25 protein-coding genes are annotated in these 24,569 nt (G+C 61.7%); 10 read left to right on the top strand and 15 right to left on the bottom strand.

The features are described 5' to 3' along the window. Positions 1-65 precede the first annotated feature (65 nt). The 5 genes from M2394_RS16550 to arcD (M2394_RS16530) all read right to left on the bottom strand — a co-directional run bounded on the left by M2394_RS16550 (position 66) and on the right by arcD (M2394_RS16530) (position 5,330). On the bottom strand, positions 66-428 hold the full coding sequence (locus M2394_RS16550; RefSeq protein ID WP_176994288.1) for a DUF5064 family protein: 363 nt from the start codon (positions 426-428) through the stop codon (positions 66-68). An 18-nt stretch (positions 429-446) separates the two neighbouring features. Continuing rightward, entirely contained in the window at positions 447-1,376 is a 930-nt protein-coding gene (arcC, locus tag M2394_RS16545) for a carbamate kinase (RefSeq protein ID WP_178925331.1), read from the bottom strand. 165 nt (positions 1,377-1,541) lie between these two features. Then, a complete protein-coding gene (locus M2394_RS16540; RefSeq protein ID WP_176994286.1) occupies positions 1,542-2,552 on the bottom strand; it encodes an ornithine carbamoyltransferase in 1,011 nt (336 codons plus the stop codon). A gap of 69 nt (positions 2,553-2,621) precedes the next feature. Next, positions 2,622-3,878, bottom strand: a complete 1,257-nt coding sequence (gene arcA, locus M2394_RS16535) for an arginine deiminase (protein WP_176994285.1) — start codon at positions 3,876-3,878, stop codon at positions 2,622-2,624. Positions 3,879-3,902: 24 nt separating this feature from the next. Beyond that, positions 3,903-5,330, bottom strand: coding sequence for an arginine-ornithine antiporter (gene arcD / locus M2394_RS16530; protein WP_259173174.1), 1,428 nt, complete (start codon positions 5,328-5,330; stop codon positions 3,903-3,905). 449 nt (positions 5,331-5,779) lie between these two features. On the opposite strand from arcD (M2394_RS16530), the gene arcD (M2394_RS16525) reads away from it, so the two are divergent. Beyond that, complete coding sequence (gene arcD, locus M2394_RS16525; RefSeq protein WP_259173173.1) at positions 5,780-7,207, top strand: arginine-ornithine antiporter; 1,428 nt, start codon at positions 5,780-5,782, stop codon at positions 7,205-7,207. After that, a complete protein-coding gene (locus M2394_RS16520; RefSeq protein ID WP_259173172.1) occupies positions 7,204-8,067 on the top strand; it encodes a DNA-3-methyladenine glycosylase in 864 nt (287 codons plus the stop codon). The genes arcD (M2394_RS16525) and M2394_RS16520 overlap by 4 nt, the downstream gene beginning before the upstream one ends. 116 nt (positions 8,068-8,183) lie before the next feature. On the opposite strand, the gene M2394_RS16515 is transcribed toward M2394_RS16520, so the two are convergent. The 7 genes from M2394_RS16515 to M2394_RS16485 all read right to left on the bottom strand — a co-directional run bounded on the left by M2394_RS16515 (position 8,184) and on the right by M2394_RS16485 (position 13,813). Next, the gene (locus M2394_RS16515; RefSeq protein WP_259173171.1) at positions 8,184-9,533 is read right to left on the bottom strand and encodes a CoA transferase; all 1,350 of its coding nucleotides are present in this window, start codon (positions 9,531-9,533) and stop codon (positions 8,184-8,186) included. A gap of 40 nt (positions 9,534-9,573) precedes the next feature. Further along, positions 9,574-10,917: a HAMP domain-containing sensor histidine kinase gene (locus tag M2394_RS16510; RefSeq protein WP_259173170.1), complete on the bottom strand. Its 1,344-nt coding sequence runs from the start codon at positions 10,915-10,917 to the stop codon at positions 9,574-9,576. Between the two features lie 66 nt (positions 10,918-10,983). Then, positions 10,984-11,448, bottom strand: a complete 465-nt coding sequence (locus tag M2394_RS16505; RefSeq protein WP_176994279.1) for an LTXXQ domain protein — start codon at positions 11,446-11,448, stop codon at positions 10,984-10,986. Positions 11,449-11,716: 268 nt separating this feature from the next. Continuing rightward, positions 11,717-12,394 (bottom strand): response regulator transcription factor, encoded by a 678-nt coding sequence (locus tag M2394_RS16500; RefSeq protein ID WP_176994278.1) that lies wholly within the window; start codon positions 12,392-12,394, stop codon positions 11,717-11,719. 7 nt (positions 12,395-12,401) lie between these two features. After that, positions 12,402-12,809, bottom strand: coding sequence for a translation initiation factor 2 (locus M2394_RS16495; protein ID WP_178925320.1), 408 nt, complete (start codon positions 12,807-12,809; stop codon positions 12,402-12,404). A gap of 106 nt (positions 12,810-12,915) precedes the next feature. Then, on the bottom strand, positions 12,916-13,215 hold the full coding sequence (locus tag M2394_RS16490) for a YciI family protein (RefSeq protein WP_178925318.1): 300 nt from the start codon (positions 13,213-13,215) through the stop codon (positions 12,916-12,918). Between the two features lies 1 nt (position 13,216). Beyond that, positions 13,217-13,813, bottom strand: coding sequence for a septation protein A (locus M2394_RS16485; RefSeq protein WP_178925316.1), 597 nt, complete (start codon positions 13,811-13,813; stop codon positions 13,217-13,219). A gap of 87 nt (positions 13,814-13,900) precedes the next feature. On the opposite strand from M2394_RS16485, the gene M2394_RS16480 reads away from it, so the two are divergent. From M2394_RS16480 to rluB, 5 genes are all read left to right on the top strand, one after another. Then, positions 13,901-14,764 (top strand): PHP domain-containing protein, encoded by an 864-nt coding sequence (locus M2394_RS16480; RefSeq protein ID WP_178925314.1) that lies wholly within the window; start codon positions 13,901-13,903, stop codon positions 14,762-14,764. Between the two features lie 13 nt (positions 14,765-14,777). Beyond that, positions 14,778-15,407 carry an L-threonylcarbamoyladenylate synthase gene (locus tag M2394_RS16475; RefSeq protein WP_178925359.1) on the top strand — a complete coding sequence of 210 codons (630 nt, stop codon included), beginning with the start codon at positions 14,778-14,780 and terminating at the stop codon, positions 15,405-15,407. 120 nt (positions 15,408-15,527) lie between these two features. Continuing rightward, the gene (locus tag M2394_RS16470; protein ID WP_178925357.1) at positions 15,528-16,226 is read left to right on the top strand and encodes a ScpA family protein; all 699 of its coding nucleotides are present in this window, start codon (positions 15,528-15,530) and stop codon (positions 16,224-16,226) included. Positions 16,227-16,238: 12 nt separating this feature from the next. Beyond that, positions 16,239-17,165: an SMC-Scp complex subunit ScpB gene (gene scpB, locus M2394_RS16465; RefSeq protein ID WP_178925312.1), complete on the top strand. Its 927-nt coding sequence runs from the start codon at positions 16,239-16,241 to the stop codon at positions 17,163-17,165. A gap of 304 nt (positions 17,166-17,469) precedes the next feature. Beyond that, complete coding sequence (rluB, locus tag M2394_RS16460) at positions 17,470-18,681, top strand: 23S rRNA pseudouridine(2605) synthase RluB (protein ID WP_259173169.1); 1,212 nt, start codon at positions 17,470-17,472, stop codon at positions 18,679-18,681. Positions 18,682-18,873: 192 nt separating this feature from the next. Here rluB and M2394_RS16455 read toward each other — a convergent pair whose 3' ends face one another. Both M2394_RS16455 and M2394_RS16450 read right to left on the bottom strand, forming a co-directional pair. Beyond that, the gene (locus tag M2394_RS16455; RefSeq protein WP_178925308.1) at positions 18,874-19,833 is read right to left on the bottom strand and encodes a leucyl aminopeptidase; all 960 of its coding nucleotides are present in this window, start codon (positions 19,831-19,833) and stop codon (positions 18,874-18,876) included. A 72-nt stretch (positions 19,834-19,905) separates the two neighbouring features. Beyond that, entirely contained in the window at positions 19,906-20,043 is a 138-nt protein-coding gene (locus M2394_RS16450; protein WP_003175756.1) for a hypothetical protein, read from the bottom strand. A 639-nt stretch (positions 20,044-20,682) separates the two neighbouring features. On the opposite strand from M2394_RS16450, the gene M2394_RS16445 reads away from it, so the two are divergent. From M2394_RS16445 to arfB, 3 genes are all read left to right on the top strand, one after another. Further along, positions 20,683-22,104 (top strand): amino acid permease, encoded by a 1,422-nt coding sequence (locus M2394_RS16445; RefSeq protein ID WP_259173168.1) that lies wholly within the window; start codon positions 20,683-20,685, stop codon positions 22,102-22,104. Positions 22,105-22,209: 105 nt separating this feature from the next. Continuing rightward, a complete protein-coding gene (locus M2394_RS16440) occupies positions 22,210-22,893 on the top strand; it encodes a pentapeptide repeat-containing protein (protein WP_178925304.1) in 684 nt (227 codons plus the stop codon). 12 nt (positions 22,894-22,905) lie between these two features. Then, a complete protein-coding gene (arfB, locus tag M2394_RS16435; RefSeq protein ID WP_176994266.1) occupies positions 22,906-23,319 on the top strand; it encodes an alternative ribosome rescue aminoacyl-tRNA hydrolase ArfB in 414 nt (137 codons plus the stop codon). Here the strand turns inward: arfB and M2394_RS16430 are convergent. Then, complete coding sequence (locus M2394_RS16430) at positions 23,316-24,512, bottom strand: MFS transporter (protein ID WP_178925303.1); 1,197 nt, start codon at positions 24,510-24,512, stop codon at positions 23,316-23,318. The two genes, arfB and M2394_RS16430, sit on opposite strands and share 4 nt — an antisense overlap. Between the last annotated feature and the right edge of the window lie 57 nt (positions 24,513-24,569).

Raw genomic sequence — 24,569 nt, 5'->3', positions numbered from 1 at the left:
AGATGTGCTAACTGATCCACTGCATTCGCGAGCAAGCCCGCTCCCACAGGGGACTTGCGGTGTTTTTACTCAAGGTGTTCAGGCTTGATCGGATCGCCGGGTTTTACATCCAGCTGATGCCGCACATCCTCGAACATCAAGTCGTACTGCTTGTGCATCGCGCCATTGAGCACGGCGATCTTCGGCATGCCGTACTTCTGCGCGATGTTCATGGCATGCCGGGCAAAGTCGAACGCCTGGTCCTTGGGCAGGAAAAACTCTTCCTTGAGGTCCTTGCCCTGGACCGAGCCATGCAGTTTGAACAGCATCCCCTTGCCTTCCTTGGGGTCCTGGCTGACTTCGTAGTCGATGCACAGGTTGTAGCTATAGTCCTGGGCGTTAAGCGCATGACGTTCGACGTGCAAGTGACCCGGTTCAAAGGTGGCCATAGGCGTTTCTCCTCTACTTCACAGGTAGGTGATGCCAGGTGTTGCCGTGCTGATGCGTGTGCCGGCGCTGCCCTGGACGATGGCTTCGATGTCCGAGAGTGAACCGATGACGGCGGTTTTTCCAGTCTGGCGGGCGAACTCGCAGGCCGCTTGCACCTTGGGCCCCATGGAGCCGGCGGCGAAGCCGAGCTTTTCCATTTCGTCCGGGTGGGCCTGGCCGATGGCCTTTTGGGTGGGCTTGCCGTAGTCGATAAACGCCGCGTTGACGTCGGTGGCGATTACCAGCAAATCGGCTTTCAACTGCCCGGCCAGCAACGAGGAGCAGAGGTCTTTGTCGATCACCGCTTCAATGCCTTTGAGCTTGCCGTCCTCGCCGTACATCGTCGGGATACCACCGCCACCCGCGCAGATCACGATGCTGCCTTTTTCCAGCAACCAGGTGATCGGGCGGATTTCAAAAATGCGTTTGGGCCGTGGGCTGGCGACCACGCGGCGGTACTTGTCGCCATCCGGCGCAATGGCCCAGCCTTTTTCAGCGGCGAGCTTTTCCGCTTCGGCCTTGGAATACACTGGGCCGATGGGCTTGGTCGGGTTCTTGAAGGCCGGGTCCTTGGCGTCCACTTCCACCTGGGTGAGCAGGGTGGCGAATGGCACTTCGAAGTCCAGCAGATTGCCCAGTTCCTGTTCGATGATGTAGCCGATCATGCCTTCGGTTTCGGCGCCGAGCACGTCCAGCGGGTACGGCGAGACCTGGGTGTAGGCCGCCGCCTGCAACGACAACAGGCCGACTTGCGGGCCATTGCCGTGGGCGATCACCAGCTCGTTGCCGGGGTGGATCTTGGCGATCTGTTCGGTGGCGATCCGGATATTGGCGCGTTGGTTGTCCGCCGTCATGGGTTCACCACGGCGGAGCAGGGCGTTACCGCCCAGTGCAACGACGATACGCATAGCGAATGTCCTTCTAAAAATTCTGATGAAGGAACACCGTCAATGTGGGAGCCGGGTTTTTTGTGGGAGCCGGGCTTGCCCGCGATGGCATCACCGCGGTCTACCTGAGCGACCGAGTTGCCTGCATCGCAGGCAAGCCAGCTCCCACATTGACGGTGTCGTGCCTTAGAGGTCAGCCAGGGTCGACACCAGAATCGCCTTGATGGTGTGCATGCGGTTTTCCGCTTGCTCGAAGGCGATACAGGCTGGCGACTCAAACACGTCGTCCGTCACTTCAATGCCGTTGGCCAGGTGCGGGTACTGCTCGGCAATCTGCTTGCCCACCTTGGTGTCGCTGTTGTGGAACGCCGGCAGGCAGTGCATGAACTTGGTGCGCGGGTTGCCGGTGGCTTTCATCAGCTCGGCGTTCACCTGATACGGCAGCAGTTGTTCGATACGCTCGGCCCAGGCTTCCACCGGCTCGCCCATCGACACCCACACGTCGGTGTGGATGAAGTCCACACCCTTCACCGCCGCTTTTGGGTCTTCGGTGAGGGTGATGCGCGCACCGCTTTCTTCTGCGTATTTTTTGCAGCGACCTACCAGGTCGTCGTGGGGCCACAGCGCTTTTGGCGCGCAGATGCGCACGTCCATGCCGAGCTTGGCGCCTACCAGCAGCAGCGAGTTGCCCATGTTGTTGCGCGCGTCCCCGAGGTACGCGTAGCTGATCTCGTGGATCGGCTTGTCGGCGTGTTCGCGCATGGTCAGCACGTCGGCGATCATCTGGGTGGGGTGGTACTCATCGGTCAGGCCGTTGAACACCGGCACGCCGGCGAACTTGGCCAGCTCTTCGACGATCTCCTGCTTGAAGCCACGGTATTCGATGGCGTCGTACATGCGCCCGAGCACGCGGGCGGTGTCCTTCATGCTTTCCTTGTGGCCGATCTGCGAGGAGTTCGGGTCGATGTAGGTGACATTGGCGCCCTGGTCGTAGGCCGCCACTTCGAAGGCGCAACGGGTGCGGGTGGAGGTTTTTTCGAAGATCAGCGCGATGTTGTTGCCCTTGAGGTGTTGCTGTTCGGTGCCGGTGTACTTGGCGCGCTTGAGGTCGCGGGACAGGTCCAGCAGGTAGCGCAGCTCACGTGGGGTGTGGTGTTCCAGGCTGAGCAGGTTACGGTTGTGAATGTTGAACGCCATGATGATTCTCCTTGAGTTCGGTAATCGGCCCGGTCGGCCTCGGGTAGAGGCCACCGGGTGGATGGTCGCTTAGTAGTCGATTGGGTCGCGGATGATCGGGCAGGTCATGCAGTGGCCGCCGCCACGGCCACGGCCCAGTTCACCGGCGCTGATGGTGATGACTTCCACCCCGGCCTTGCGCAGCAGGGTGTTGGTGTAGGTGTTGCGGTCATAGCCGATGACCACGCCTGGCTCCACGGCCACCACGTTGTTGCCGTCGTCCCACTGCTCGCGTTCGGCGGCGAAGCTGTTGCCACCGGTTTCCACCACGCGCAGGGCCTTGAGGCCGAGGGCGGCGGCGACGGTGTCGAGGAAGTTGGTTTTCTCGCGCTGGATATCGATGCCGTGGGGCTTGCTCTCGTCAGGGCGCAGGGTGAACGGGACGATCTGGCTGACCACTTCGGGGAAGACGGTGACCAGGTCGCGGTCGCAGAAGCTGAACACGGTGTCCAGGTGCATCGCCGCACGGGATTTCGGCAGGCCGGCCACGATCACCTTTTCCACCGCCTTGTTCTTGAACAGGTTGCGCGCCAGCTGGCCGATCGCCTGGTGGGACGAACGCTCGCCCATGCCGATCAGGACCACGCCGTTGCCGATGGGCATCACGTCGCCGCCTTCCAGGGTCGAGGCGCCGTGTTCCTGGTCGGGGTCGCCGTACCAGATCTGGAAGTCGGCGTTGGTGAACTCGGGGTGGAACTTGTAGATGGCAGTGGTCAGCAGGGTCTCCTGGCGTCGCGCCGGCCAGTACATCGGGTTGAGCGTCACGCCGCCGTAGATCCAGCACGTGGTGTCGCGGGTGAACTGGGTGTTGGGCAGCGGCGGCAGGATGAAGCTGGAGTGGCCGAGGAAATCGCGGAACATCTCGATCGCCTTGCCGCCGAAGGTGCTCGGCAGGTCATCGGCCGACACGCCCCCGATCAGATACTCGGCGGTCTTGCGCGGTTCCAGGCTGCGCAGCCAGGAGCCGACCTCATTGACCAGGCCCAGGCCAACGGTATTGGCAGTGATCTTGCGCTCCAGGATCCAGTCCAGCGCTTCGGGGATGGCGACGATGTCGGTGAGCAGGTTGTGCATTTCCAACACATCAATATCCCGCTCGCGCATCTTGGTCACGAAGTCGAAGTGGTCGCGCTTGGCCTGGGCCACCCACAGCACGTCATCGAACAGCAGTTCATCGCAGTTGTTGGGGGTCAGCCGCTGGTGGGCCAAACCTGGGGAGCACACCATGACTTTGCGCAGTTTGCCGGCTTCGGAATGTACGCCGTACTTCACTTTTTCCGTGGTCATTACAGATCCTCCAGTTATCAACAATTACAGCGTCAGGAAGCCGTCGTAGAGCCCATAGGCTGCCACCAGGGCGCCAATGACCACTGCGGCGAAAATCAGCTTCTCGACGTTGGTGAAAATCGGTTTGCCCAGTTCACGCTTGGCCTTGGCGAACAGAATTGCGCCGGGGGCGTAGAGCAGGGCGGAGAGCAGCAGGTATTTGGTGCCGCCGGCGTAGAGCAGCCAGATCGCGTACACCAGGGCGATGGCGCCGATGAACAGGTCTTTCTTGCGCTCGGCCAGGGCGGTTTCGTAGGTCTCGCCGCGTACCGCCAACAGCAGCGCGTAGGCCGCCGACCACAGGTAAGGCACCAGGATCATCGAGGTGGCGAGGTAGATCAGCGACAGGTAGGTGCTGGCCGAAAACAGCGTGATCACCAGGAACAGCTGCACCATGGCGTTGGTCAGCCACAGGGCGTTGACCGGCACGTGGTTGGCGTTCTCCTTGCGCAAGAACGCCGGCATGGTGTGGTCCTTGGCGGCAGCGAACATGATCTCCGCACACAGCAGCACCCACGACAGCAGCGCCCCCAGCAGCGAGATGATCAAGCCAACGCTGATCAGCACCGCGCCCCAGTGGCCCACCACATGCTCCAGCACGGCGGCCATCGAGGGGTTCTGCAGCTTGGCCAGTTCCGGCTGGGTCATGATCCCCAGGGACAGCACGTTCACCAGCATCAGGAACAGCAGCACGGTGATAAAGCCGATCACCGTGGCCTTGCCCACGTCGGAGCGTTTTTCCGCACGGGAGGAGAAGATGCTCGCGCCCTCAATGCCGATGAACACCCACACGGTGACCAGCATCATGTTGCGCACCTGGTTCATCACGCTGCCCAGGTCCGGGTTTTTCACGCCCCAGATGTCAGCGGTGAAGATGTCCAGCTTGAACGCGAACAGGGCGATCAACACGAACAGCACCAGCGGCACCACCTTGGCGACGGTGGTCACCAGGTTGATGAACGCCGCTTCCTTGATCCCGCGCAGCACCAGAAAGTGCACGGCCCACAGCAACACCGAGGCGCCGATCACGGCCGCTGGCGTGTTGCCTTCGCCGAAGATAGGGAAGAAGTAGCCGAGGGTGCTGAACAGCAGCACGAAGTAACCCACGTTGCCCAGCCAGGCGCTGATCCAATAGCCCCAGGCGGACGAGAAACCCATGTAGTCGCCGAAGCCGGCCTTGGCGTAGGCATAGACGCCGCCGTCGAGGTCAGGTTTGCGGTTGGCGAGGGTCTGGAACACAAATGCGAGGGTCAGCATGCCGATGGCGGTGATGACCCAACCGATCAACACGGCGCCGACGTCGGCGCTGGCGGCCATGTTCTGCGGCAGTGAGAAGATCCCCCCGCCGATCATCGAGCCCACGACAAGTGCAACGAGTGCACCAAGCCTTAGTTTTCCGGGAGTTTCAGACATTGCGTGACTCCAATGCAGGAGAAGAGAGACCACAGAATAATTCCGTGCGCTATTCAAACAGCTGACTCAGATCACTTCATTGGCACATTCCATTGTGAATTAATGACTTAGGCTGAAAGTTCGTGGGCGATGGAAGTCCTCGGGAAGGCTTGTTCCAGAGCCTTGCGCCCGTTGTGGTTAATCATTTAGTCAGGGGTGTGGACGTTTGAAGCTAGTCTGTTTTTTTGAATGTGCAAACTTTTCTCATTGACAGTGTGGCGTAGCTCGCGAACGGCGAAGTTCAAGCGGTATTTAAATTCTAAATAAGCCTAAACTTGAATAATTGACATGCCATTACGTTATGAGCCTGCCTGTTTTATCGCGGTCCCTAATAAACGCTACACTCGCTGAGTTAATGAGTTGAGTGCACAGTTGTCAGCTCAAGCAATTATTTTTATTCAGGAGTTTTCATGTCCCAACCGGCCCAGAAACTTCGACTTGGTGCTCTGATTGCCCTGGTGGTGGGCTCGATGATTGGCGGCGGGATTTTCTCATTGCCGCAGAACATGGCGGCCCGTGCCGAGGTCGGTGCCGTGTTGATCGGCTGGGCGATCACCGCCGTCGGCATGCTGACCCTGGCCTTCGTATTCCAGACCCTGGCCAATCGCAAACCCGAGCTGGACTCGGGTGTGTATGCCTACGCCAAGGCCGGTTTTGGCGATTACATGGGGTTTTCATCGGCCTGGGGCTATTGGATCAGTGCGTGGATGGGCAACGTCGGTTACTTCGTGTTGCTATTTAGCACCCTCGGTTACTTTTTCCCGGTGTTCGGCCAGGGCAACACGCCCATCGCCATCGCTTGCGCGTCGCTGTTGCTGTGGGCCGTGCATTTTCTAGTGATGCGCGGGATCAAGGAGGCGGCGTTCATCAACCAGGTGACCACCGTGGCGAAGATCGTGCCGCTGCTGATGTTCATCGTGATTGCTGCCGTGGCGTTCAAGGCCGATATCTTCACCCGCGATATCTGGGGCCTGGGCAACCCGAGCATGGGCAGCGTGGTGGACCAGGTGCGTCACATGATGCTGGTCACCGTGTTTGTGTTTATTGGCATTGAGGGCGCCAGCGTGTATTCGGCCCGCGCCGAAAAACGTTCGGACGTGGGGCGCGCCACGGTGATCGGGTTTCTCGGCGTGCTCGCACTGTTGGTGCTGGTGAATGTGTTGTCCTTGGGGATCATGAGCCAGCCAGAACTGGCGCAATTGCAAAACCCGTCGTTGGCCGGTGTGCTGGAGCATATCGTCGGCCCTTGGGGCGCGATGGCGATCAGCATCGGCCTGGCGGTTTCGTTGCTCGGTGCCTTGCTGTCCTGGGCGTTGCTCTGCGCGGAAATCCTCTACGCCACCGCCCATGACAGGACCATGCCGGCGTTCTTGAAGAAGGAAAATGCCAACCAGGTGCCGGTCAATGCCTTGTGGCTGACCAATGTGATGATCCAGCTGTTCCTGGTGATTACGCTGTTTTCCCAAAGCACCTACACCACGCTGATCTACCTGGCGTCCTCGATGATTCTGGTGCCGTACCTGTGGTCGGCGGCCTACGCCGTGCTGTTGAGCGGGCGCGGTGAAACCTATGAAGGTGCCCAGCGCCGTCGCATGAAGGATTTGCTCGTCGGTCTGATCGCCCTCGTCTACGCCGTGTGGCTCTTGTATGCCGGCGGCTTGAAATACCTGTTGCTGTCGGCGCTGCTGTACGCGCCGGGGGTGATCCTGTTTGCACTGGCCAAGCGTGAGCAGGGCCAGCCCTTGTTCACGCCCATGGAAAAAGGCATTTTCAGCTGCGTGATCGCTGGCGCGGGGTTGGCGGCGTATGGGTTGTACAGCGGGGTGCTGTCGTTGTGAAACTGGCGTATCAACCGCCCTATGATTGGGCGGCGATGGTGGGTTTTTTGTCGCTGCGGGCGATCAGCGGGTTGGAGACCGTCGAGGCCGGCGTGTACCGGCGCAGTATCCGTGTGAACGGGCAACCTGGCCTGATCAGCGTGGCGCCGGGGGCAGGGGATTGGCTGGACGTTGATGTCGATTTTCCGAGCCCGTCGGCCTTGCCCGAGATCGAACGGCGGTTGCGCAACATGTTTAACCTGGACGCCCAGCCGCAACTGATCAACGCGCAATTGGCGAAGGACCCGCTGATGGCGCAATTGGTTGCCGCACGCCCCGGCTTGCGGGTGCCGGGCACCTGGGACGGCCTGGAGCTGGCCATTCGTGCCGTGCTGGGCCAACAGATCACGGTGGTCGCGGCGATCCGCCTGGCGGGCAAGTTGGTGGCGCAATACGGTACGCCGCTGGAGACGCCCCATGGGGGCATCACCCATGTATTTCCCACCGCCGAAGTGTTGGCGGCGGCGGACCTGGCCACGTTGGGCATGCCCAAAGCCCGTGGCCGCACCTTGTCCGGAGTGGCTCAGGCGCTGTTGGATGATCCTGAACTGTTTGAACCCAAGGCCAGCCTCAAGGAAGGCGTGGCGCGCTTGGTTGCGTTGCCGGGGATTGGCGACTGGACCGCGCAGTACATCGCCATGCGCCAGATGCGCGAGGCCGATGCGTTTGCGTCGGGGGATATCGGTTTGATCAACGCGCTGGCGGCGCTGGAAGGTGGGCCGGTCTCGGCGCGACAGTTATTGGCGCGGGCCGAGGCATGGCGGCCGCTCCGGGCGTATGCGGCGCAGCATTTGTGGACGTCGTTGCAAAGGGGAGATTGAGGGTGGCTGTGAGGGCCTCTTCGCGAGCAAGCCCGCCCCCACATTTATACCGCGTACACCCTTTGAAATACGGTCAAAATGTGGGAGCGGGCTTGCTCGCGAAGGCGTTCGTCAGGTCACCACTGCGCCCGGTGTGACCCCAATTCCCCCGCCGCCAAATCCCACTGCAACGGCGTGCCGCTGATGGTCAACGGCGCCAATAACCGATGGGCGGGCCCCCAACTGGTTTGCTCTACCACCAACCCCTGATCACTCGGCTCCTCGGCCCGCAACGCAGGCTGCTCGGGCACCTGCCCAGCCTCCACCAACAACGTCGCCGTGCGCGCCAACGACAACCGCGCCGAACCGCCACGTCCTGACTTCAGCCGCACGCTCAACGCCTGAATCGCAGCGGCCGCCATCAGATACCCGGTGGCGTGATCCAGTGCCTGCAACGGCAAAGGCACCGGTTTGTCCGCCTGTTTCCAGGCCATGCCGGCGTCGGCGATCCCGCTGCTCATCTGCACCAGGCTGTCGAAGCCCCGACGGTTGCGCCAGGGGCCGCTCCAGCCGTAGGCGTTGAGGCTCACGTCGATCAGGCCGGGCGCAATCTGCTGCAGCGCGTTGGCGGTGTAGCCCAGTTCTTCCAAGGCATCGGCACGGTAACCGTGGAACAGGATGTCGGCCTCTTTGAGTAACGTTTCAAAGACCTGCCGGCCTTCGGCGCTCTTGAGGTCCAGGCGGGCGCAGCGTTTGCCCAGGGTCATTTCCGGCACTACGCCGGGTTCGTTCCAGGCGGGTGAATCGATGCGCAGCACATCGGCGCCCAGGCCTGCGAGGAAGCGACTGGCCACCGGGCCAGCCAGTACGCGAGTCAGGTCAAGCACCTTAAGGCCGGCCAAGGGGCGCGCCACGTTGCCGAGCCAGGGTTTGTCGGTGGTGGTGTCATAGGTCTGGCGCTGCACCAGCGCTTCGGCATTCACCGCCAGCCCTTGCGGGTGGGCCTGCCAGGCTTGCCAGGTGCGCATCTGCGCGGCGCAACCGCCTGCATCGACAATCGCCTGTTCCAGTTCGGCAGCGTTCCAGGGGGCTACTTTGCTCGCCATCTCGGTACGGTCGGCGACCTTGCCCAGCACGCGTTCGGCGGCGGCGCGGTGGTGGGGCGCGTTGGTGTGCAAACGGATCCAGCCGTCGGCGCAGGCGTAATCACCGGCCACCGGGTCCCACAGGGGCGGCACTTGCCAGCCGACCGGGCGAATGGACGAGGAAAACCAGAAGGACGCCAGGCGCCGGTCTACGGTGACACCCGGCAAGCGCCCGGTCTGTTGCTCGATCAACTGGGCCACGGCCTGGCCGGCGGCGCCGATGCTGGCGCTGGCCAGGTCGGTCACGGCGAAGGTCGAGGGCAGGGCGCCGGCTTCGGTAAAGGTCAGCGGTGTAGGGGGTAAAGCGAGTGCGGCTTGGATGGGTGTCAGCAGGTCAGTCATCAAAGGCCCTCCGTAAGAGAAGGGCCACTATAGAAGATCCTCAGGGCGGTGTGGCAACCCCCGGCTCCAATGGCAGGTCGATGCTGGCAATAAAACCGCCTTGCGGATGGTTGGCCAGGATCAGGCTGCCGCCATGCCGCTCGGCCGCGCGGCGCGCAATCGCCAGGCCCAGCCCGTGGCCTTGGGAGACCTGACCGGGGGCGCGAAAGAACGGCTCGCCCAATTGGCTCAGGTGTTCCTCTTCAACACCGGGCCCGTGGTCGCGCACGCTGATCAGAATGCGTTCGCTCAAGTGTTGGGCACTCAGCTCGATGGGCTGGCCTTGCGGGTTGAAACGCTGGGCGTTGCGCAGCAGGTTGTCCACGGCGCGTTCAATCATGGTCGGCCAGCCTTTGAGGTGCAGGTCGGTTTCGCCGCTCAGTTGCACCACCTGGTCGGGGGCGCCCAGTTGCGCGTCCTTTTGCAGGGCCTTGAGCAGTGGGGTGAGGTCAACCTCTTCGGCGCCGGCATTGTCGGCATCGACGCGGGCCAGTACCAGGATTTCGCTGATCAGCGCTTCCAGGCGGTCGCATTCACGGGTCAGGCGTGGCCAGAGTTTTTCCCGTTCTTCGGGGCTGGCGCGTTCGGCCAGGGCCAGGGCGATGCGCAGGCGCGCCAGGGGCGAGCGCAGTTCGTGGGACACGTCGCGCAGCAACTGGCGCTGGCTGCCGATCAGGCTTTGCAGGCGCGCGCCCATGCGGTTGAAGTCGGTGGCCAATACGCCGAACTCATCACGCCGGTTGGCCAGGCGCGCCAGGCTGTTTTGCTGGTAGGTGGTCTGGCCGAGGTCATGCACCGCGCCACGCAAGCGGCTGAGCGGGCGGGTGATGGACAGCGTCACCAGCAGGCTGAACAGGGTCAGCACCACCAGGGCAATTGCCAGCGCGCTCAAGGGCCAGGCTAGGCTGCTGCGGTGCCAGGCATCCAGTTCCGGGTGGGGAATGCGGTAGATCAGCAGGTAGGTATCGCCGGTTTTTTCACTGGTGTATTCGGCGGTCAGGCGGCGCCAAGGCAGGTGACCGTCCTGGCTGTCGTTTTGCCGGGCTTCGAAGGCGGCGGCACGGCGCGGGAAGGTGCCGCGAACCACCGGGTCACCGCTTTCATTCAGCACTTGTACGTCGATGTGGTACTGGCGTTTGCGCTGTTGCAGCAACTCCTGAGCGGCATCTTCGCCCTGGGTTTCATAGCGCTGCGTCCACTCCTGCGCCAGGGTATTGAGGCCGGGGTGACGGCTGAGAATCCAGGCGTCCTGGTTGAGCATGTGCCCAAGCAGAATCGACAACCCGGCAACCAGGGCGATGGCCAGCCAGAAACTGGCCAGGATACGCCAGAACAATGAACGCACAGGAAACCCTCAAACAGGAAAAGCCCAGTGGCGGTGACCACTGGGCTGGAGCGTGACGCTAAGCCATTATTGCGCTTTTTGCGGTTGTTGCGCTTTCCAGGCCTGGAATTCCTTCCACTCGGCACGGCGCTCGGCTTGTTTCTTGACGATCTCGTCGAACTTCTTCTGCTGATCAGGCTTGAGCACGGCACGGATGTCGGCTTGGGTTTTCTGCTTGCCGGCTGCGATTTCGTCCTGCATGGCTTTCTGGTCAGCGGCCGGGAGTTTATCCAGGTACTTTTTGACCAGGTCTTTGCGAGCGTGCCATTGGTCGCCCATCAGCTTGCCGATCTGCTGGCGCTGTTCCTTGGTCAGGTCCAGCTGGCTGAAGGGGCCGCCTTTGCCACGCGGACCGTGTTCACCGCCGTGGCCCGGGCCACCCATCATGTGGCCTTCGGGGCCGCCCATCGGGCCTGGGCCGTCAGGCAGTGCCGCCATGGCAACGGTTGGCAGGGCAGCGGCGAACATCAAAGCGATAAGGGTCTTGCGCATGGTGATTCTCCTGTCTCTATTCCGGTGAGTCCGGATGTGAGTAGATTAAGGAGATAGAGGTCAGCGGCGGTCAGGTGTGGGTAAAGCTTGGGTAAAGAGGATTTTGAGGCGAACTGACAAAACTATCAGGGCTTAGCTATTCAAATGTGGGAGCGGGCTTGCTCGCGAAGGCGGTGTGTCAGTCGCCGCAAAGAGTGGCCGATCTACCGCATTCGCGAGCAAGCCCGCTCCCACACAAGCCAGCTTCCACAGGACTTCTGCAGTGTGTTCAGAGGCTGTAGTAGTAGCCCCGGCTACGCAGCGCCACGATGCGTGGGCGGCCGTCCGGGTGCGGGCCGATCTTCTTGCGCAGGTTGCTCACGTGCATGTCCAGGCTGCGATCGTAAAGGGTCAGCTTGCGGCCCAGGGCGATCTGCGCCAGTTCCTGCTTGTCCAGCGGCTCGCCCGGCTGGCGTAGCAAGGCTTCCAGCAGGCGGCTTTCGGAGACGGTGAGGGGGAATTCCTGTTCATCGATAGTGACCACGCCACGCACCGGGCTGAAGCACAGATCGCCCAGTTCCAGCTGGGTGGACACGGCGGCCGGGTGGCTGCGGCGCAACACGGCGCGCAACCGGGCCGTGAGTTCGCGCGGGTCGCAGGGCTTGGCCAGGTAGTCGTCGGCGCCCAGTTCCAGGCCGAGGATGCGGTCCAGCGGTTCGCCCCGGGCCGAGAGCATCAGCACTGGCAACTCCGGATGGTCGTTGCGCAATTGCTTGAGCAGCTCAAGGCCGCTGCCGTCGGGCAGCATCACGTCGAGCACCACCGCGGCCGGTGCGCTGTCGGCCAGGGCTTTGCGCGCACTCAAGCCGTCGTGGCAGGCACGCACCTGGAAACCTTCCTGGCTCAACCAACTGGTCAGCAGCTCACAGAGCTCCTGGTCATCATCTATCAGTAACAGCTCGCTCATGACTCACTCAATTTAGCCATTGTCGACGGCGACGGTGCCCACCGCTGGCGAAGATCCCGCACAGCAAGGCGATCAGTGCGACAGCCCCACCGGTGACAAACCACTGTTGTTGCTCGGTCAGCCAGCGGGTCAAGGCGCCACTTTGTGTTTCTTTGAGTTGCTGGACCAGGCGTTGGTTCTCCTGGCGCAAGCGACTCAGTTGGGCGCTTTCGCGAGCAGCGTCTGCATTTTGCAATTGTTTGCTCAGTTCTTCGCGCAATCGCTCGCTTTCTTTCAAACGTTGCTGCAAATCGGTGATCTGGCTGCCGGCACTCAAGGACAGGGGCGTGGAACTGCCGGTGTTCGAGGGTTCTTCAGCGTGGGCCGTGGCCCCGATCATTAACACTGCCAACAGACACAACTGACTTAAGCGCATCGGAACTCCTGATTCCACACGAATATTCAGAACGTTGTCGGCAGGTTACCGAGAATGATGAGCCATCAGGCGATTGCCGAACCGAATAGGTTCGGCGCCGCCGTTATCAAGGCAAGACTTGCTTGAACGGCTTGATCACGACGTCGGCGTAAACGCCTGCCGCGACATACGGATCGGCCTTGGCCCAGGCCTGGGCGTCAGCCAGGGAAGCGAACTGGGCAACCACCAGGCTGCCGGTGAAACCCGCCGCGCCCGGGTCATTGCTGTCGACAGCCGGATGCGGGCCCGCCAGCACGAGACGGCCTTCGGCCTGCAATACGTTCAGGCGCTCCAGGTGGGCCGGACGTGCGGCCAGGCGTTTTTCCAGCGAATTGGCGACGTCGGTGGCGATGATGGCGTAGAGCATGTCAGTCCTCGGTTTTTGGCGTGGTAGGGTCGGTGTCATGCAGGTGGCGCGACAGGTAGATACCCTGGCCGATCAGGAACAATACGGTCATGCCCAGGCTGCCGAAGACCTTGAAGTCGACCCAGTAGCTCTGGAAGGTGAACGCCACGAACAGGTTGGCAGCGCCACAGAACAGGAAAAACACGATCCAGGCCACGTTCAGGCGTGTCCAGACCGGCTCCGGCAGGGTCAGTGCGTGGCCCATGATCCGCTTGATCAGCAGGCGGTCACCGATGAAGTGGCTGCCAATGAAGGCCAGGGCGAACAGCCAGTTCACCACCGGGGCTTTCCACTTGAGGAAGGTTTCGCTGTGGAAGGCCAGGGTCAGGCTGCCGAAGACCAGGCAGGCGACCAGGGTCAGCCATTGGCTTTTTTCCAGCTTGCGCTGGGAGATGAAGATGGCGCCGTAGACCACGACGGAGCTGATGATCAGCACGGCGGTGGCGCTGTAGATGCCTCCTACCGTCAGTTCATGGCCGGCGAGATCGATGACCCTGGGGTCGAGTTTATAAACGATGAAAAACAGCAACAGCGGGATGAAGTCGATGAATTGTTTCACAGTAAGAGCCAGAAGCTGGATGTGGCGGCATAATAACAAACATCCTTGGTAGCGAAAGCGCCACCTGACTTGAGGTTACACATCCCCGTGAATGTTGATTTGCACTGCCACAGCACGGCCTCCGACGGCGCCCTGGCGCCTGCGGTACTGGTTGCGCGTGCGTTTGAAAAAGGCGTGCGAGTCCTGGCGTTGACCGACCACGACACCCTCGAAGGCTTGGACGAAGCCCGTGAAGCCGCCCATTCATTGGGCATGCAACTGGTCAACGGCGTGGAGTTGTCCTGCACCTGGGGTGGCGCCACCATTCATGTACTGGGCTACGGTTTCGACCAAAAGGCCCCGCCGTTGGTGCAGGCCATCGCCGATTTGCACGATGGCCGCTGGCTGCGGTCCGAAGAAATAAGCCGAAAACTCAGCCTCAAAGGCATGCCCAACGCCCTCGAAGGCGCCCGCGCGATCCAGCAGGAACTGGGGGACAGCGGCAACGCACCGGCCCGGCCGCACTTTGCCGACTGGATGGTGCGTGAAGGTTTTGTCAAAGACCGCGCCGAAGCCTTCCGCAAATGGCTGGGCGCCGGCAAGTTGGGGGATGTGAAGCAGCACTGGCCGACCCTGGAAGACACCGTCGAGACCTTGCGGGCCTCCGGGGCCTGGGTCAGCCTGGCGCATCCCTGGCATTACGATTTCACCCGCAGCAAGCGCCGCAAGCTGATTGCCGACTATATTGGAGCGGGGGGCCACGCCATCGAGGTGGTCAACGGGCACCAACCCGCCGAGCAGGTGGGCAGCCTGGCGATTCTTGCCCGCGAATTTGGTCTGCTGGTCAGCGCCGGCAGTGATTTTCATGGCCCAGGCGGCTGGTCCGAGATCGGCGAGTACCGCCCCGTCCCGGAAGACCTGCCGCTCTTGTGGGGGCGATTCAAGCATGACCCCATTATTGCCACCGTCTGAACAGGTAGAACACGTGAGTCAATTCTTCCAGATTCATCCGGAAAACCCCCAGGCGCGCCTGATCAAGCAAGCCGTGGAGATCATCCGTGCCGGTGGCGTGGTGATCTATCCAACGGACTCGTCCTACGCCATTGGTTGCCAGATCGGCGACAAGGGTGCGGTCGAGCGTGTCAGACGCCTGCGTCAGTTGGACGACAAGCACAACTTCGCGCTGATCTGCAGCGACCTGTCCCAGCTCGGCCTGTTCGCCAAGGTCGACACCGGCACCTTCCGCTTGCTCAAGGCCCACACGCCGGGGCCCTACACCTTTATTCTCAACGCCACCCGTGAAGTGCCGCGCCTGTTGCTGCACCCCAAGAAACGCACCATCGGCCTGCGCGTGCCCGAGCACCCGATTGCCCTGGCGCTGCTGGAGGAGCTGGGTGAGCCGCTGATGAGCGTGTCGCTGATCATGCCCGGCGAGACCGAGCCGCTTTACGACCCGTACGAAATGCGTTCACTGCTGGAAAAGCAGGTGGACCTGATCATCGATGGCGGCTACGGCGGCAACAAGGCCTCAACCGTGATCAACTTGGCCGACGGTGAACCCGAAGTGATCCGCGTGGGTTGCGGTGACCCGGCTCCGTTCATGGTCGAGGCCTGAATGTCGGTGGTGGAAACGGTTGACCCCCAGGCCGGCGCCCAACAGGAGCTGCCATTTGCCATGGTCTATGGCCAGGCGGTCATGGAAATGCCCCTGGATCTGTACATCCCGCCGGATGCCCTGGAGGTTTTCCTCGACGCCTTCGAAGGCCCGCTCGACTTGCTGCTGTACCTGATCCGCAAGCAGAACATCAACATCCTCGACATCCCGGTGGCGGAAATCACCCGCCAGTACATGGGCTATGTCGAGTTGATGCAGTCGGTGCGCCTGGAACTGGCTGCCGAGTACCTGGTGATGGCCGCCATGCTCGCCGAGATCAAGTCGCGCATGCTGTTGCCGCGTTCGGAGACGGTGGAAGCCGAAGAAGACGACCCGCGTGCCGAACTGATCCGCCGCCTGCAGGAGTACGAACGCTTCAAGGCCGCCGCCGAAGGCATCGACGGCTTGAGCCGGGTGGGCCGTGACGTGGTGGTGCCCAAGCTCGATGCCCCCGAGGCCCGCGCGCGCAAGCTGCTGCCGGACGTGAGCCTGGAAGAATTGCTGATGTCCATGGCCGAGGTGCTGCGCCGTGGCGACATGTTTGAAAGCCACCAGGTGAGTCGCGAGGCGCTGTCCACCCGTGAGCGCATGAGTGATGTGCTGGAACGCCTCAAGGGCGGCGGCTTTGTGCCGTTTGTTGAGCTGTTTACTGCGGAAGAAGGGCGCCTGGGGGTGGTGGTGACCTTTATGGCGATCCTCGAACTGGTCAAGGAATCCTTGGTCGAGCTGGTCCAGAATGAGCCTTTTGCGGCTATCCACGTGCGGGCGCGAGCCGAATAAAGAGCTGAATCAATGAATCTGACTGAACCCCGCGAACTGGCCCCGTTGCTGGAGGCCTTTCTACTGGCCTCGGGCAAACCGCAATCGTTGGAGCGCCTGTTCGAACTCTTTGAAGAAGCCGAGCGCCCCGAGCCGCCGGTATTCAAGAAGGCGCTGGAGATCCTGCGCAAGTCCTGCGACGGCCGTGCCTTTGAGCTGCGCGAAGTGGCGTCGGGTTATCGCCTGCAGATCCGTGAGAAGTTTTCCCCGTGGGTCGGCCGTTTGTGGGAAGAACGCCCGCAGCGTTATTCCCGGGCGATGTTGGAGACCATGGCGCTGATCGCCTATCGCCAGCCGATCACCCGGGGCGAGATCGAGGACGTGCGGGGCGTGGCGGTCAACAGCCATATCGTCAAGACGCTGCTGGAACGGGAGTGGATCCGCATCGTCGGCTACCGCGACGTGCCCGGCAAACCGGCGATGTTCGCCACCACCAAGGTGTTTCTCGACCACTTCAACCTGAAGAACCTTGATGATTTGCCGCCGCTTGCCGAACTGCGCGAGATGGAAGCCGAGCCGGTGCTCGATTTCGACGATGCGCCGGTGCCCGAGGGCCTGCAGGAACTGGCCGACGCCAGCGCCGAACCGGAAGAACCGAAGGACGAAACCAGTTTCCACACCTTGCTGCTGGAACTGGACGATATGGAGCAGGGCATCAAGACCGACTTCGACGATTTGCTGCGTGACGGCGCTGCCGAGCCGCAAACCCAGGAAAACAGTGAACCCGAGGCCGAGCCTGAGCCGGAACCCGAGGAAGACATCCTCGGCGTCGCCGAAGCCCGCGAAAAACTACTCGCCGCCGTCGCCGCCCTGGAGCAGCCGCCCCTGAGCGACGAAGAAGACGAAGCCCGCGCCCTGGCCGAAGCCATTGAAGCCGAGCGCCGCCAGTTCGAGGACTGACGCGTTCCTGCAAACACTGCTGAACCCCTGTGGGAGCGGGCTTGCTCGCGAAAGCGGAGGGTCAGTCACCGGAGATGGCGACTGATCCACCGCATTCGCGAGCAAGCCCGCTCCCACATTTTGACCCGCTGTGGTCCACCGGTCGGCGTAAAGCAGGTGACTTGGCCTTTATCGACTAGTCTCTGATGCGCAACGCGCGCCATACGCGTATGATTCGCGACCCTTTGCCGGCACAGTCGGCCAAAGCCCCGCTTTCAACACTCTTCAGGCCAAGCCTGAATCGACCCACCGGGAGGTGCTTAAGATGAACGACAAAGACCAGAACGACAGCCAGGAAATCGGCCCAGCAGGCGAAAAACTGCAAAAGGTGCTGGCGCGTATCGGCGTGGGCTCGCGCCGCGACGTCGAAGCCTGGATCACCCAGAAGCGCATCAAGGTCAACGGCGTCGAGGCTACCCTCGGCCAGCGCGTCGACCTGCACGATGCAATCAGCATTGATGGCAAGGTCATCAAGCGTGAAGAGGCCGCCGAATCGGTGCGCCGCGTGATCATGTACAACAAGCCGGACGGCGAGATCTGCACCCGTGACGACCCGGAAGGCCGTCCGACCGTGTTCGACAAGATGCCCAAGCCCAAAGAAGGCCGCTGGATCAACATCGGTCGCCTGGACATCAACACCACCGGCTTGCTGATGTTCACCACCGACGGTGAGCTGGCCAACCGCCTGATGCACCCGTCGTACGAGATGGACCGCGAATACGCCGTGCGCGTACGTGGCGAAGTTGACGACGAGATGATCGAACGCCTCAAGGCGGGCGTGGTGCTGGAAGACGGCCCGGCCAAGTTCACCGACATCAAGCAGGCGCCAGGTGGCGAAGGTTTCAACCACTGGTACCACTGCGTGGTGATGGAAGGCCGTAACCGCGAAGTACGTCGCTTGTGGGAATCCCAGGGCCTGGTGGTCAGCCGCCTGAAGCGCGTGCGTTTCGGCCCGGTGTTCCTGAACTCCGACCTGCCGATGGGCCGCTGGCGCGAAATGAGCCAGTACGAAGTCGACATCCTCAGCGCCGAAGTGGGCCTGACGCCGGTCGCCATGCCGCAGATGAACGCCAAGAGCAAAGACAAGCTTGAGCGGATGCAGCGTAAATCGTCGCGCCCTGTGCCGCGTACCGAACGCGTGGCCCGCACCCTGCGCCCGGCGCTGAATGCACCGGCAACCGGCGGTCGTATTTCCCGTGAGCCGCAGATCGAAGGCGAGCGTCGCCCAACCGCGCCGTCGCGCCAGGAAGGTGAACGTGCGCCACGTGCACCGCGCCCAGCGCCGGCCGGTGGTCGCAGCAACCGCGGTGAAAGCGAACGTCCGGCCGACAACGCCAGCACCAAGCGTCCAGCCAAGCCAGCGGCGAACAAGCGCCCTGGCCCGAAACTGGTGGCGGACGAGCCGTCGGGCAAGCGCCGCGGCGCCCCGGCCGGTTCGGGTCAGCGTCCTGGTTTTGGTCGCAAGAAACCGCAGTGACGTGTTAAGCGCTGCACAAAAACGCCAACCCTAGGGTTGGCGTTTTTTATGCCTTGGAATACGGTCAAAAATGTGGGAGCGGGCTTGCTCGCGAAGGCGGCGTGTCAGTTGATGCATGTGTTACTTGATACTCCGCCTTCGCGAGCAAGCCCGCTCCCACATTTGGATCTTCATAGGTTTCTAAATCACTGATCAGAAGGCAAAGGTGCCGTCGAAGACGGGCTTGTCATCCAACGCCAACACCCCACTGGCAAAGATCAGATCCAGGTGATGGCTGCCTTTCTGCCCGCCACCCAGGCCCAGGTGCAGCCCGCAATGGCGCTCTTCGAACCCGGCATTGCGTGCATACAGGTCCTTCACGCCTTCATTGGTGCCAATCCCCAATTCCTCCACACGCCGGTTCGACGGGTTGGCGTTCAGGTACTTGTTGAAGTCATCCGCCAGCCCCGGCACGTCGCTGGCCACGCTGCAGATGGTCGAGTTCTCGATCCACAGTTCCAACGGTGACTGCAACACGCCGTATTTGCGCGCAAAGGGGATGGTGCTCAGGAATGTGCCGACAAACCGCACCTGGCCATTGATGGCCTCGCTGTGGGTGGCGATCTCGCCGGGGGCGAGGTCGTGGTTGCCGACGCCGTTGATATTGGTCCACTTCTTGATGCTGCTCATCGGCGCTTCCAGGCGTGAGCCGTGCTTGTCGGTAAAGCTCAGCACGTTGGCTTGGGACATGCGCCGGATCAGCGTGGCGTTGAGGTCGGCGATGCGCTGTGGCTCAACGCTGAAGGTGTCGTAGAAATAGTCGCCATAGTCCTTGAACAGCAGGGATTTCTTCCAGTGCTCGGCCATCACGCCTTGCAGGGCGCGGATAAAGTCCGGGCCTTCGGCGCGTGGGTTGGGCAGGGTCGAAGAGTCGTAGAGAAACAGGTACAGGTCGCAGGCTTCAATGGCCTGGGCCAGGCTGTCGCAGGCGGCCAGGTCCAGGCGCTGCACCTGGAAATTGAAACGGGCGGCGCTGCCGTGGGTGATCGCCTGGGCGATGGCGTCATAGCGTTCGGTATGGCCCAGCAGCACGTTCGGGCAGTTCAGGCCGCTGAGGGCCGGGTGGTGGGCCAGGTAGTAGAGAAAGTGTTCGACGGCGCGGGCCTTGTCCATGACGGGTGTCCTTCTGTGCCTTGGGTAAGGAGGCAGATGCCGTGCACAGCACCTGCCAGTGCCTGCCGGGTGTTAGAACGGCCACATCGCGGTGCCGAATGGCACGACGGCGTCGGCTTGCATCATTTCAACGGCGGCCTCATGGGTCGGCGCTTCAAACCAATCGTCGAGTTGCAGTTCGGTTTCCAGGTCGTTTTCCAGTGCTTGCATGGTGTTTCTCCTAGAGGACGTTGTTTGAGAACGGCTTGCCAGCGGGCTTCACTGGGCAAGTGGGAAGAACCTAGGAGAGAGTGTTTCGGAATGCAAAATATTTATTGACACGGTCTCATTTGGATTTTTTGTTCTGTTTTTTCGCCAGAAATATTTATTTAGAAAAAACAACGGACTGGCGAGGGTAATTTGTCGGAGATTTCCTACCGACATTTTTCTGTTCGTTGCTGGCTGTAACGCTTATTTTCCGCGCTGTAACGATTAATTTACGTGAAAGTCGCTGCATTCCCGGGCGTGGCGATGCTGTAAGGAATGCCTGACAGATTGTCGCGTGCCCTTGCCGAGGGCCGCCCTAAGCTGTCGAGCGGTGTACAATGCGCCGCGTTTTACTGTGACCCCCCTTGCGTACCCACGCAAAAGGCCAAGACCTCAGGGTTTACCTTCCCTGATCACTCCGCCTGGCCACGAGCCAGACGGGTTCGATTTCGTCACAGATAAAAACAAACAGGTGACGCATGACCTTTAGAACGACGCTGTACTCCTGGTGCCTGCGCTGGGGTTTGAGCGGCGCTGCTTGAGTCGAGATTCAAGACAGCAACGTGCATTCAACATCATCAAACCTTGCGTGAGACCCTTTTCATGAGTGGACCCCATTCCTCTTCAGGCGAGCTGAAACGCGGCCTGAAAAATCGGCATATCCAGTTGATCGCCCTCGGGGGCGCCATCGGCACCGGCCTGTTCCTGGGCTCGGCCGGGGTGCTCAAGTCGGCCGGCCCGTCGATGATCCTGGGCTATGCCATCTGCGGCTTCATCGCCTTCATGATCATGCGCCAGCTCGGCGAAATGATCGTCGAAGAGCCGGTCGCCGGTTCCTTCAGCCACTTTGCCCACAAGTACTGGGGAGGTTTCGCCGGCTTCCTGTCGGGCTGGAACTGCTGGATCCTGTACATCCTGGTGGGCATGTCGGAGCTGACTGCCGTCGGCAAGTACGTGCACTATTGGTGGCCCGAGATCCCGACCTGGGTCTCGGCCGCCGCGTTCTTCGTACTGATCAACGCGATCAACCTGGCCAACGTCAAAGTCTTCGGTGAAGCCGAGTTCTGGTTTGCGATCATCAAGGTGGTCGCCATCGTCGGCATGATCGCCTTGGGCAGCTACCTGCTGGTCAGTGGCAGCGGCGGCCCGCAAGCCTCGGTGAGCAACCTGTGGGAACACGGCGGCTTCTTCCCCCACGGCGTCGGTGGTTTGGTGATGGCCATGGCGATCATCATGTTCTCCTTCGGCGGCCTGGAAATGCTCGGCTTCACCGCTGCCGAAGCAGACAAACCGCGCACCGTGATCCCGAAGGCGATCAACCAGGTGATCTACCGCATCCTGATCTTCTACATCGGCGCACTGGTGGTGCTGCTGTCGCTGACCCCTTGGGACAGCCTGCTGCAAACCCTCAACGCGTCCGGCGATGCCTACAGTGGCAGCCCGTTCGTGCAGGTGTTCTCGATGCTGGGCAGCAACACCGCCGCGCACATCCTCAACTTCGTGGTACTGACCGCGGCGTTGTCGGTGTACAACAGCGGCACCTACTGCAACAGCCGCATGCTGCTGGGCATGGCCGAGCAGGGTGATGCGCCACGGGCCTTGGCCAAGATCGACAGGCGCGGCGTGCCGGTGCGCTCGATCCTAGCCTCGGCGGCCGTCACCCTGGTGGCGGTGCTGATGAACTATCTGATCCCGCAGCATGCCCTGGAACTGCTGATGTCCCTGGTGGTGGCCACGCTGGTGATCAACTGGGCGATGATCAGCTTCTCCCACTTCAAGTTCCGCCAGCACATGAACCGCACCAAGCAGGTGCCATTGTTCAAGGCGCTGTGGTACCCGTACGGCAACATCATTTGCCTGGCGTTCGTGGTGTTTATCCTGGTGATCATGCTGATGATCCCGGGGATCCAGGTGTCGGTGTACGCGATCCCGGTGTGGGTGGCGTTCATGGCGGTGTGCTACTGGGTCAAGAACAAGCGCAGTGCCGAAGCGGCGCTGACCTCGACGAGTGCGGCACTGAAGTAACCCGCCTTGCGAAAACAGAAAACCCGGCATATTGCCGGGTTTTTTGTGGGCGCTCACGGGTTAGACTCCCGCCTCGTTTTCACCTGTTCCGCGCCCGGAGGCCCCATGCACCACACCGATATCGACGGCGGCACCCTGCAGCGCGACGAGCTGGAAGACCTGATCGACCAACACGGCGGGCCTTTGCGCCTGGTGGGTGTCGACCTGAGTGGGGCCGACCTGTCGCGCATGGCATTGGACCACTGGATATTCGAACGCTGCATCCTGGCCCAGGCCTCGTTCCTCGGCTCGCGCCTGGAAGGTACGCAGTGGAAAAGCTGTCGCGCCGGCCAGGCGGTCTTTGAAGCGGCGAATCTGTTGGAAGCACAGTTCCACAGTTGCGACCTGAACAACACCCGCTGGCAACGCAGCAAACTGTCCCAGGCCCAATTTGATCAGTGCAAGCTGACCGGCGCCAACTTCACCCATTGCGCTTCATTGGGCCTGAGCTTCAGTGAGAGTTTGCTCAACAGCGCGTTTTTATCTGGTTTGTCGTTTGCGCGCACGGTGCTCAATAACCTGGATTTTTCTGACAGCGACTTGTCGGACGCAGATTTTCGCAAGGCTGAACTGATCGACTGCAGCCTGGCCCATGCGCGCATCAACGGCGCCAATTTCGCCGGCGCGGACTTGCGGGGCGCGGATTTGAGCGGGTTTCGCCTCAATGATGCCAAACTGTTCAAAGGCGCCGTGATTTCCAAAGCCCAGGCGTCGATGTTGTTGTCCGAGTTGGGCTTGTCCGTTGCCTAAGGTTTTTAATTGATGCTGGTGATTTCCAATAATGTGCACCTGCCCGACGCCGAGATCGAGCTGACCGCCATTCGCGCCCAGGGCGCCGGTGGGCAGAACGTCAACAAGGTGTCGAGCGCGGTGCACCTGCGCTTTGATATTCCGGCCTCGTCGCTGCCGGCGTTCTACAAGGAGCGTTTGCTGGCGCTGCGTGACAGTCGGATCACCAGCGAAGGGGTGCTGGTGCTCAAGGCCCAGCAATACCGGACCCAGGAGCAGAACCGCGCGGATGCATTGGAGCGTTTGGTGGAACTGATCCTCAGCGCCACCAAGGTGGAAAAGAAGCGCCGCCCGACCAAGCCGACCCTGGGCTCGAAAAAACGTCGCCTGGAATCCAAGACCAAGCGCGGCACGATCAAGGCCGGGCGCGGCAAGGTCGACTTCTAGGCGTCGCGCGCCTCGCGGGCTTTGGGGGCCTGGCGGTACAGGTACACGCTGAGCACCAACCCACCGCAGGCGGCCAGGGCGGCGAACAGGAAGATCGATGCAAAGCCAAAACCTGCCGCCACAGCGCCTGCCAGCGGGCCGGTGATGCCCAGGGACAAGTCGATAAACAACGAATAGGCCCCCACGGCCGAACCCCGGCTGGACGCGGGCACCAGGTTGACCGCCTCCACGCCCAGGGACGGAAACACCAGGGAAAAGCCGAACCCGCTCAACGCCGCACCGGCCAGGGCCAGGTTGGCGTCCGGCGCCAGCCACAGCAACAGCAGGCCGAGGACCTCCACTGACAGGCAGGCGATTGCCACGCGAAAACCGCCGATCCGGTTGATCAAGTTGCCGAACAGCAGGCGCGCGCCGATAAAACTGGCGCCGAACAGGCTCAAGGCCCACACCGCGTTATCCCAATGCTGGGTGGTGTAGTACAGGGTGATGAAGGTGGCGATGGTGCCGAAGCCGATCGAGCCCAGGGCCAAGGCGCAGCCGTGGGGCAACACCCGGCCCAGCACGTTCATGAACGGCAGGCGCACACCGGCAACGATGGGCGCGGCAACTTTGTTCCAGGCCAGCAACAGGCCGATGACCGCCAGCAGGATAATGCTGACGCCCATGCTCCACAGCCCGAAGTGCCTGACCAGCACCACGCCCAGCGGTGCGCCGACGGCCAACGCCCCGTAGCTGGCGATGCCGTTCCAGGAGATGACCTTGGCGGTATTCGCCGCACCGACGCGGCCAATGCCCCACCCGATGGCGCCGGAACCTACCAGGCTTTCGGCGCTGCCCAGCACCAGGCGGCCGATCAACAGGCTGCCGAGGCTCAAGGCCGGCAAGCTGGAAAAGAACGCCGCAAACAACATGAACACACCGCTCAGGCCGCAACCGGCCAAGCCGATCAGCACCGCGCGCTTGCTGCCCAGGTTGTCGATGATTTTTCCCGCATACGGGCGGCTCAGCAGGGTGGCCAGGTATTGCACGCTGATCACCAGGCCGGCGATCACCGCGCCATAGCCCAGTTCGCTGTGCACATAGCCCGGCAAGACGGCGAGGGGAATGCCGATGTTCAGGTAGCCGATAAAGGTAAACAACACGATGGAAACGACTTGCAGCGTGACCGCCATGGGGCGCTGGGTATCTGGCATGGGAAAGGTCCACTGTCGCAGCAGGTAAAGATAGGCTGCTAATGATACCGGTGCTTT

The sequence above is a fragment of the Pseudomonas sp. BIGb0164 genome (assembly GCF_024810135.1).
Taxonomy (GTDB): domain Bacteria; phylum Pseudomonadota; class Gammaproteobacteria; order Pseudomonadales; family Pseudomonadaceae; genus Aquipseudomonas.
The sequence above is the reverse complement of the archived record's forward strand: the minus strand, read 5'-3'. Positions and strand labels throughout refer to the sequence as shown.

Coding starts and splice junctions, on each gene's coding strand:
- M2394_RS16490 (WP_178925318.1), bottom strand. CDS start 13,215: ATGCTCTACGCCATCATCGCCACCGACGTCGCCAATTCGCTGGAAAAA.
- arcD (WP_259173173.1), top strand. CDS start 5,780: ATGTCCCAACCGGCCCAGAAACTTCGACTTGGTGCTCTGATTGCCCTG.
- M2394_RS16440 (WP_178925304.1), top strand. CDS start 22,210: ATGCACCACACCGATATCGACGGCGGCACCCTGCAGCGCGACGAGCTG.
- M2394_RS16515 (WP_259173171.1), bottom strand. CDS start 9,533: ATGACTGACCTGCTGACACCCATCCAAGCCGCACTCGCTTTACCCCCT.
- M2394_RS16500 (WP_176994278.1), bottom strand. CDS start 12,394: ATGAGCGAGCTGTTACTGATAGATGATGACCAGGAGCTCTGTGAGCTG.
- M2394_RS16445 (WP_259173168.1), top strand. CDS start 20,683: ATGAGTGGACCCCATTCCTCTTCAGGCGAGCTGAAACGCGGCCTGAAA.
- M2394_RS16495 (WP_178925320.1), bottom strand. CDS start 12,809: ATGCGCTTAAGTCAGTTGTGTCTGTTGGCAGTGTTAATGATCGGGGCC.
- M2394_RS16450 (WP_003175756.1), bottom strand. CDS start 20,043: ATGCAAGCACTGGAAAACGACCTGGAAACCGAACTGCAACTCGACGAT.
- M2394_RS16550 (WP_176994288.1), bottom strand. CDS start 428: ATGGCCACCTTTGAACCGGGTCACTTGCACGTCGAACGTCATGCGCTT.
- M2394_RS16430 (WP_178925303.1), bottom strand. CDS start 24,512: ATGCCAGATACCCAGCGCCCCATGGCGGTCACGCTGCAAGTCGTTTCC.
- arcA (WP_176994285.1), bottom strand. CDS start 3,878: ATGACCACGGAAAAAGTGAAGTACGGCGTACATTCCGAAGCCGGCAAA.
- arcD (WP_259173174.1), bottom strand. CDS start 5,330: ATGTCTGAAACTCCCGGAAAACTAAGGCTTGGTGCACTCGTTGCACTT.
- M2394_RS16505 (WP_176994279.1), bottom strand. CDS start 11,448: ATGCGCAAGACCCTTATCGCTTTGATGTTCGCCGCTGCCCTGCCAACC.
- arfB (WP_176994266.1), top strand. CDS start 22,906: ATGCTGGTGATTTCCAATAATGTGCACCTGCCCGACGCCGAGATCGAG.
- rluB (WP_259173169.1), top strand. CDS start 17,470: ATGAACGACAAAGACCAGAACGACAGCCAGGAAATCGGCCCAGCAGGC.
- scpB (WP_178925312.1), top strand. CDS start 16,239: ATGAATCTGACTGAACCCCGCGAACTGGCCCCGTTGCTGGAGGCCTTT.
- M2394_RS16540 (WP_176994286.1), bottom strand. CDS start 2,552: ATGGCGTTCAACATTCACAACCGTAACCTGCTCAGCCTGGAACACCAC.
- arcC (WP_178925331.1), bottom strand. CDS start 1,376: ATGCGTATCGTCGTTGCACTGGGCGGTAACGCCCTGCTCCGCCGTGGT.
- M2394_RS16455 (WP_178925308.1), bottom strand. CDS start 19,833: ATGGACAAGGCCCGCGCCGTCGAACACTTTCTCTACTACCTGGCCCAC.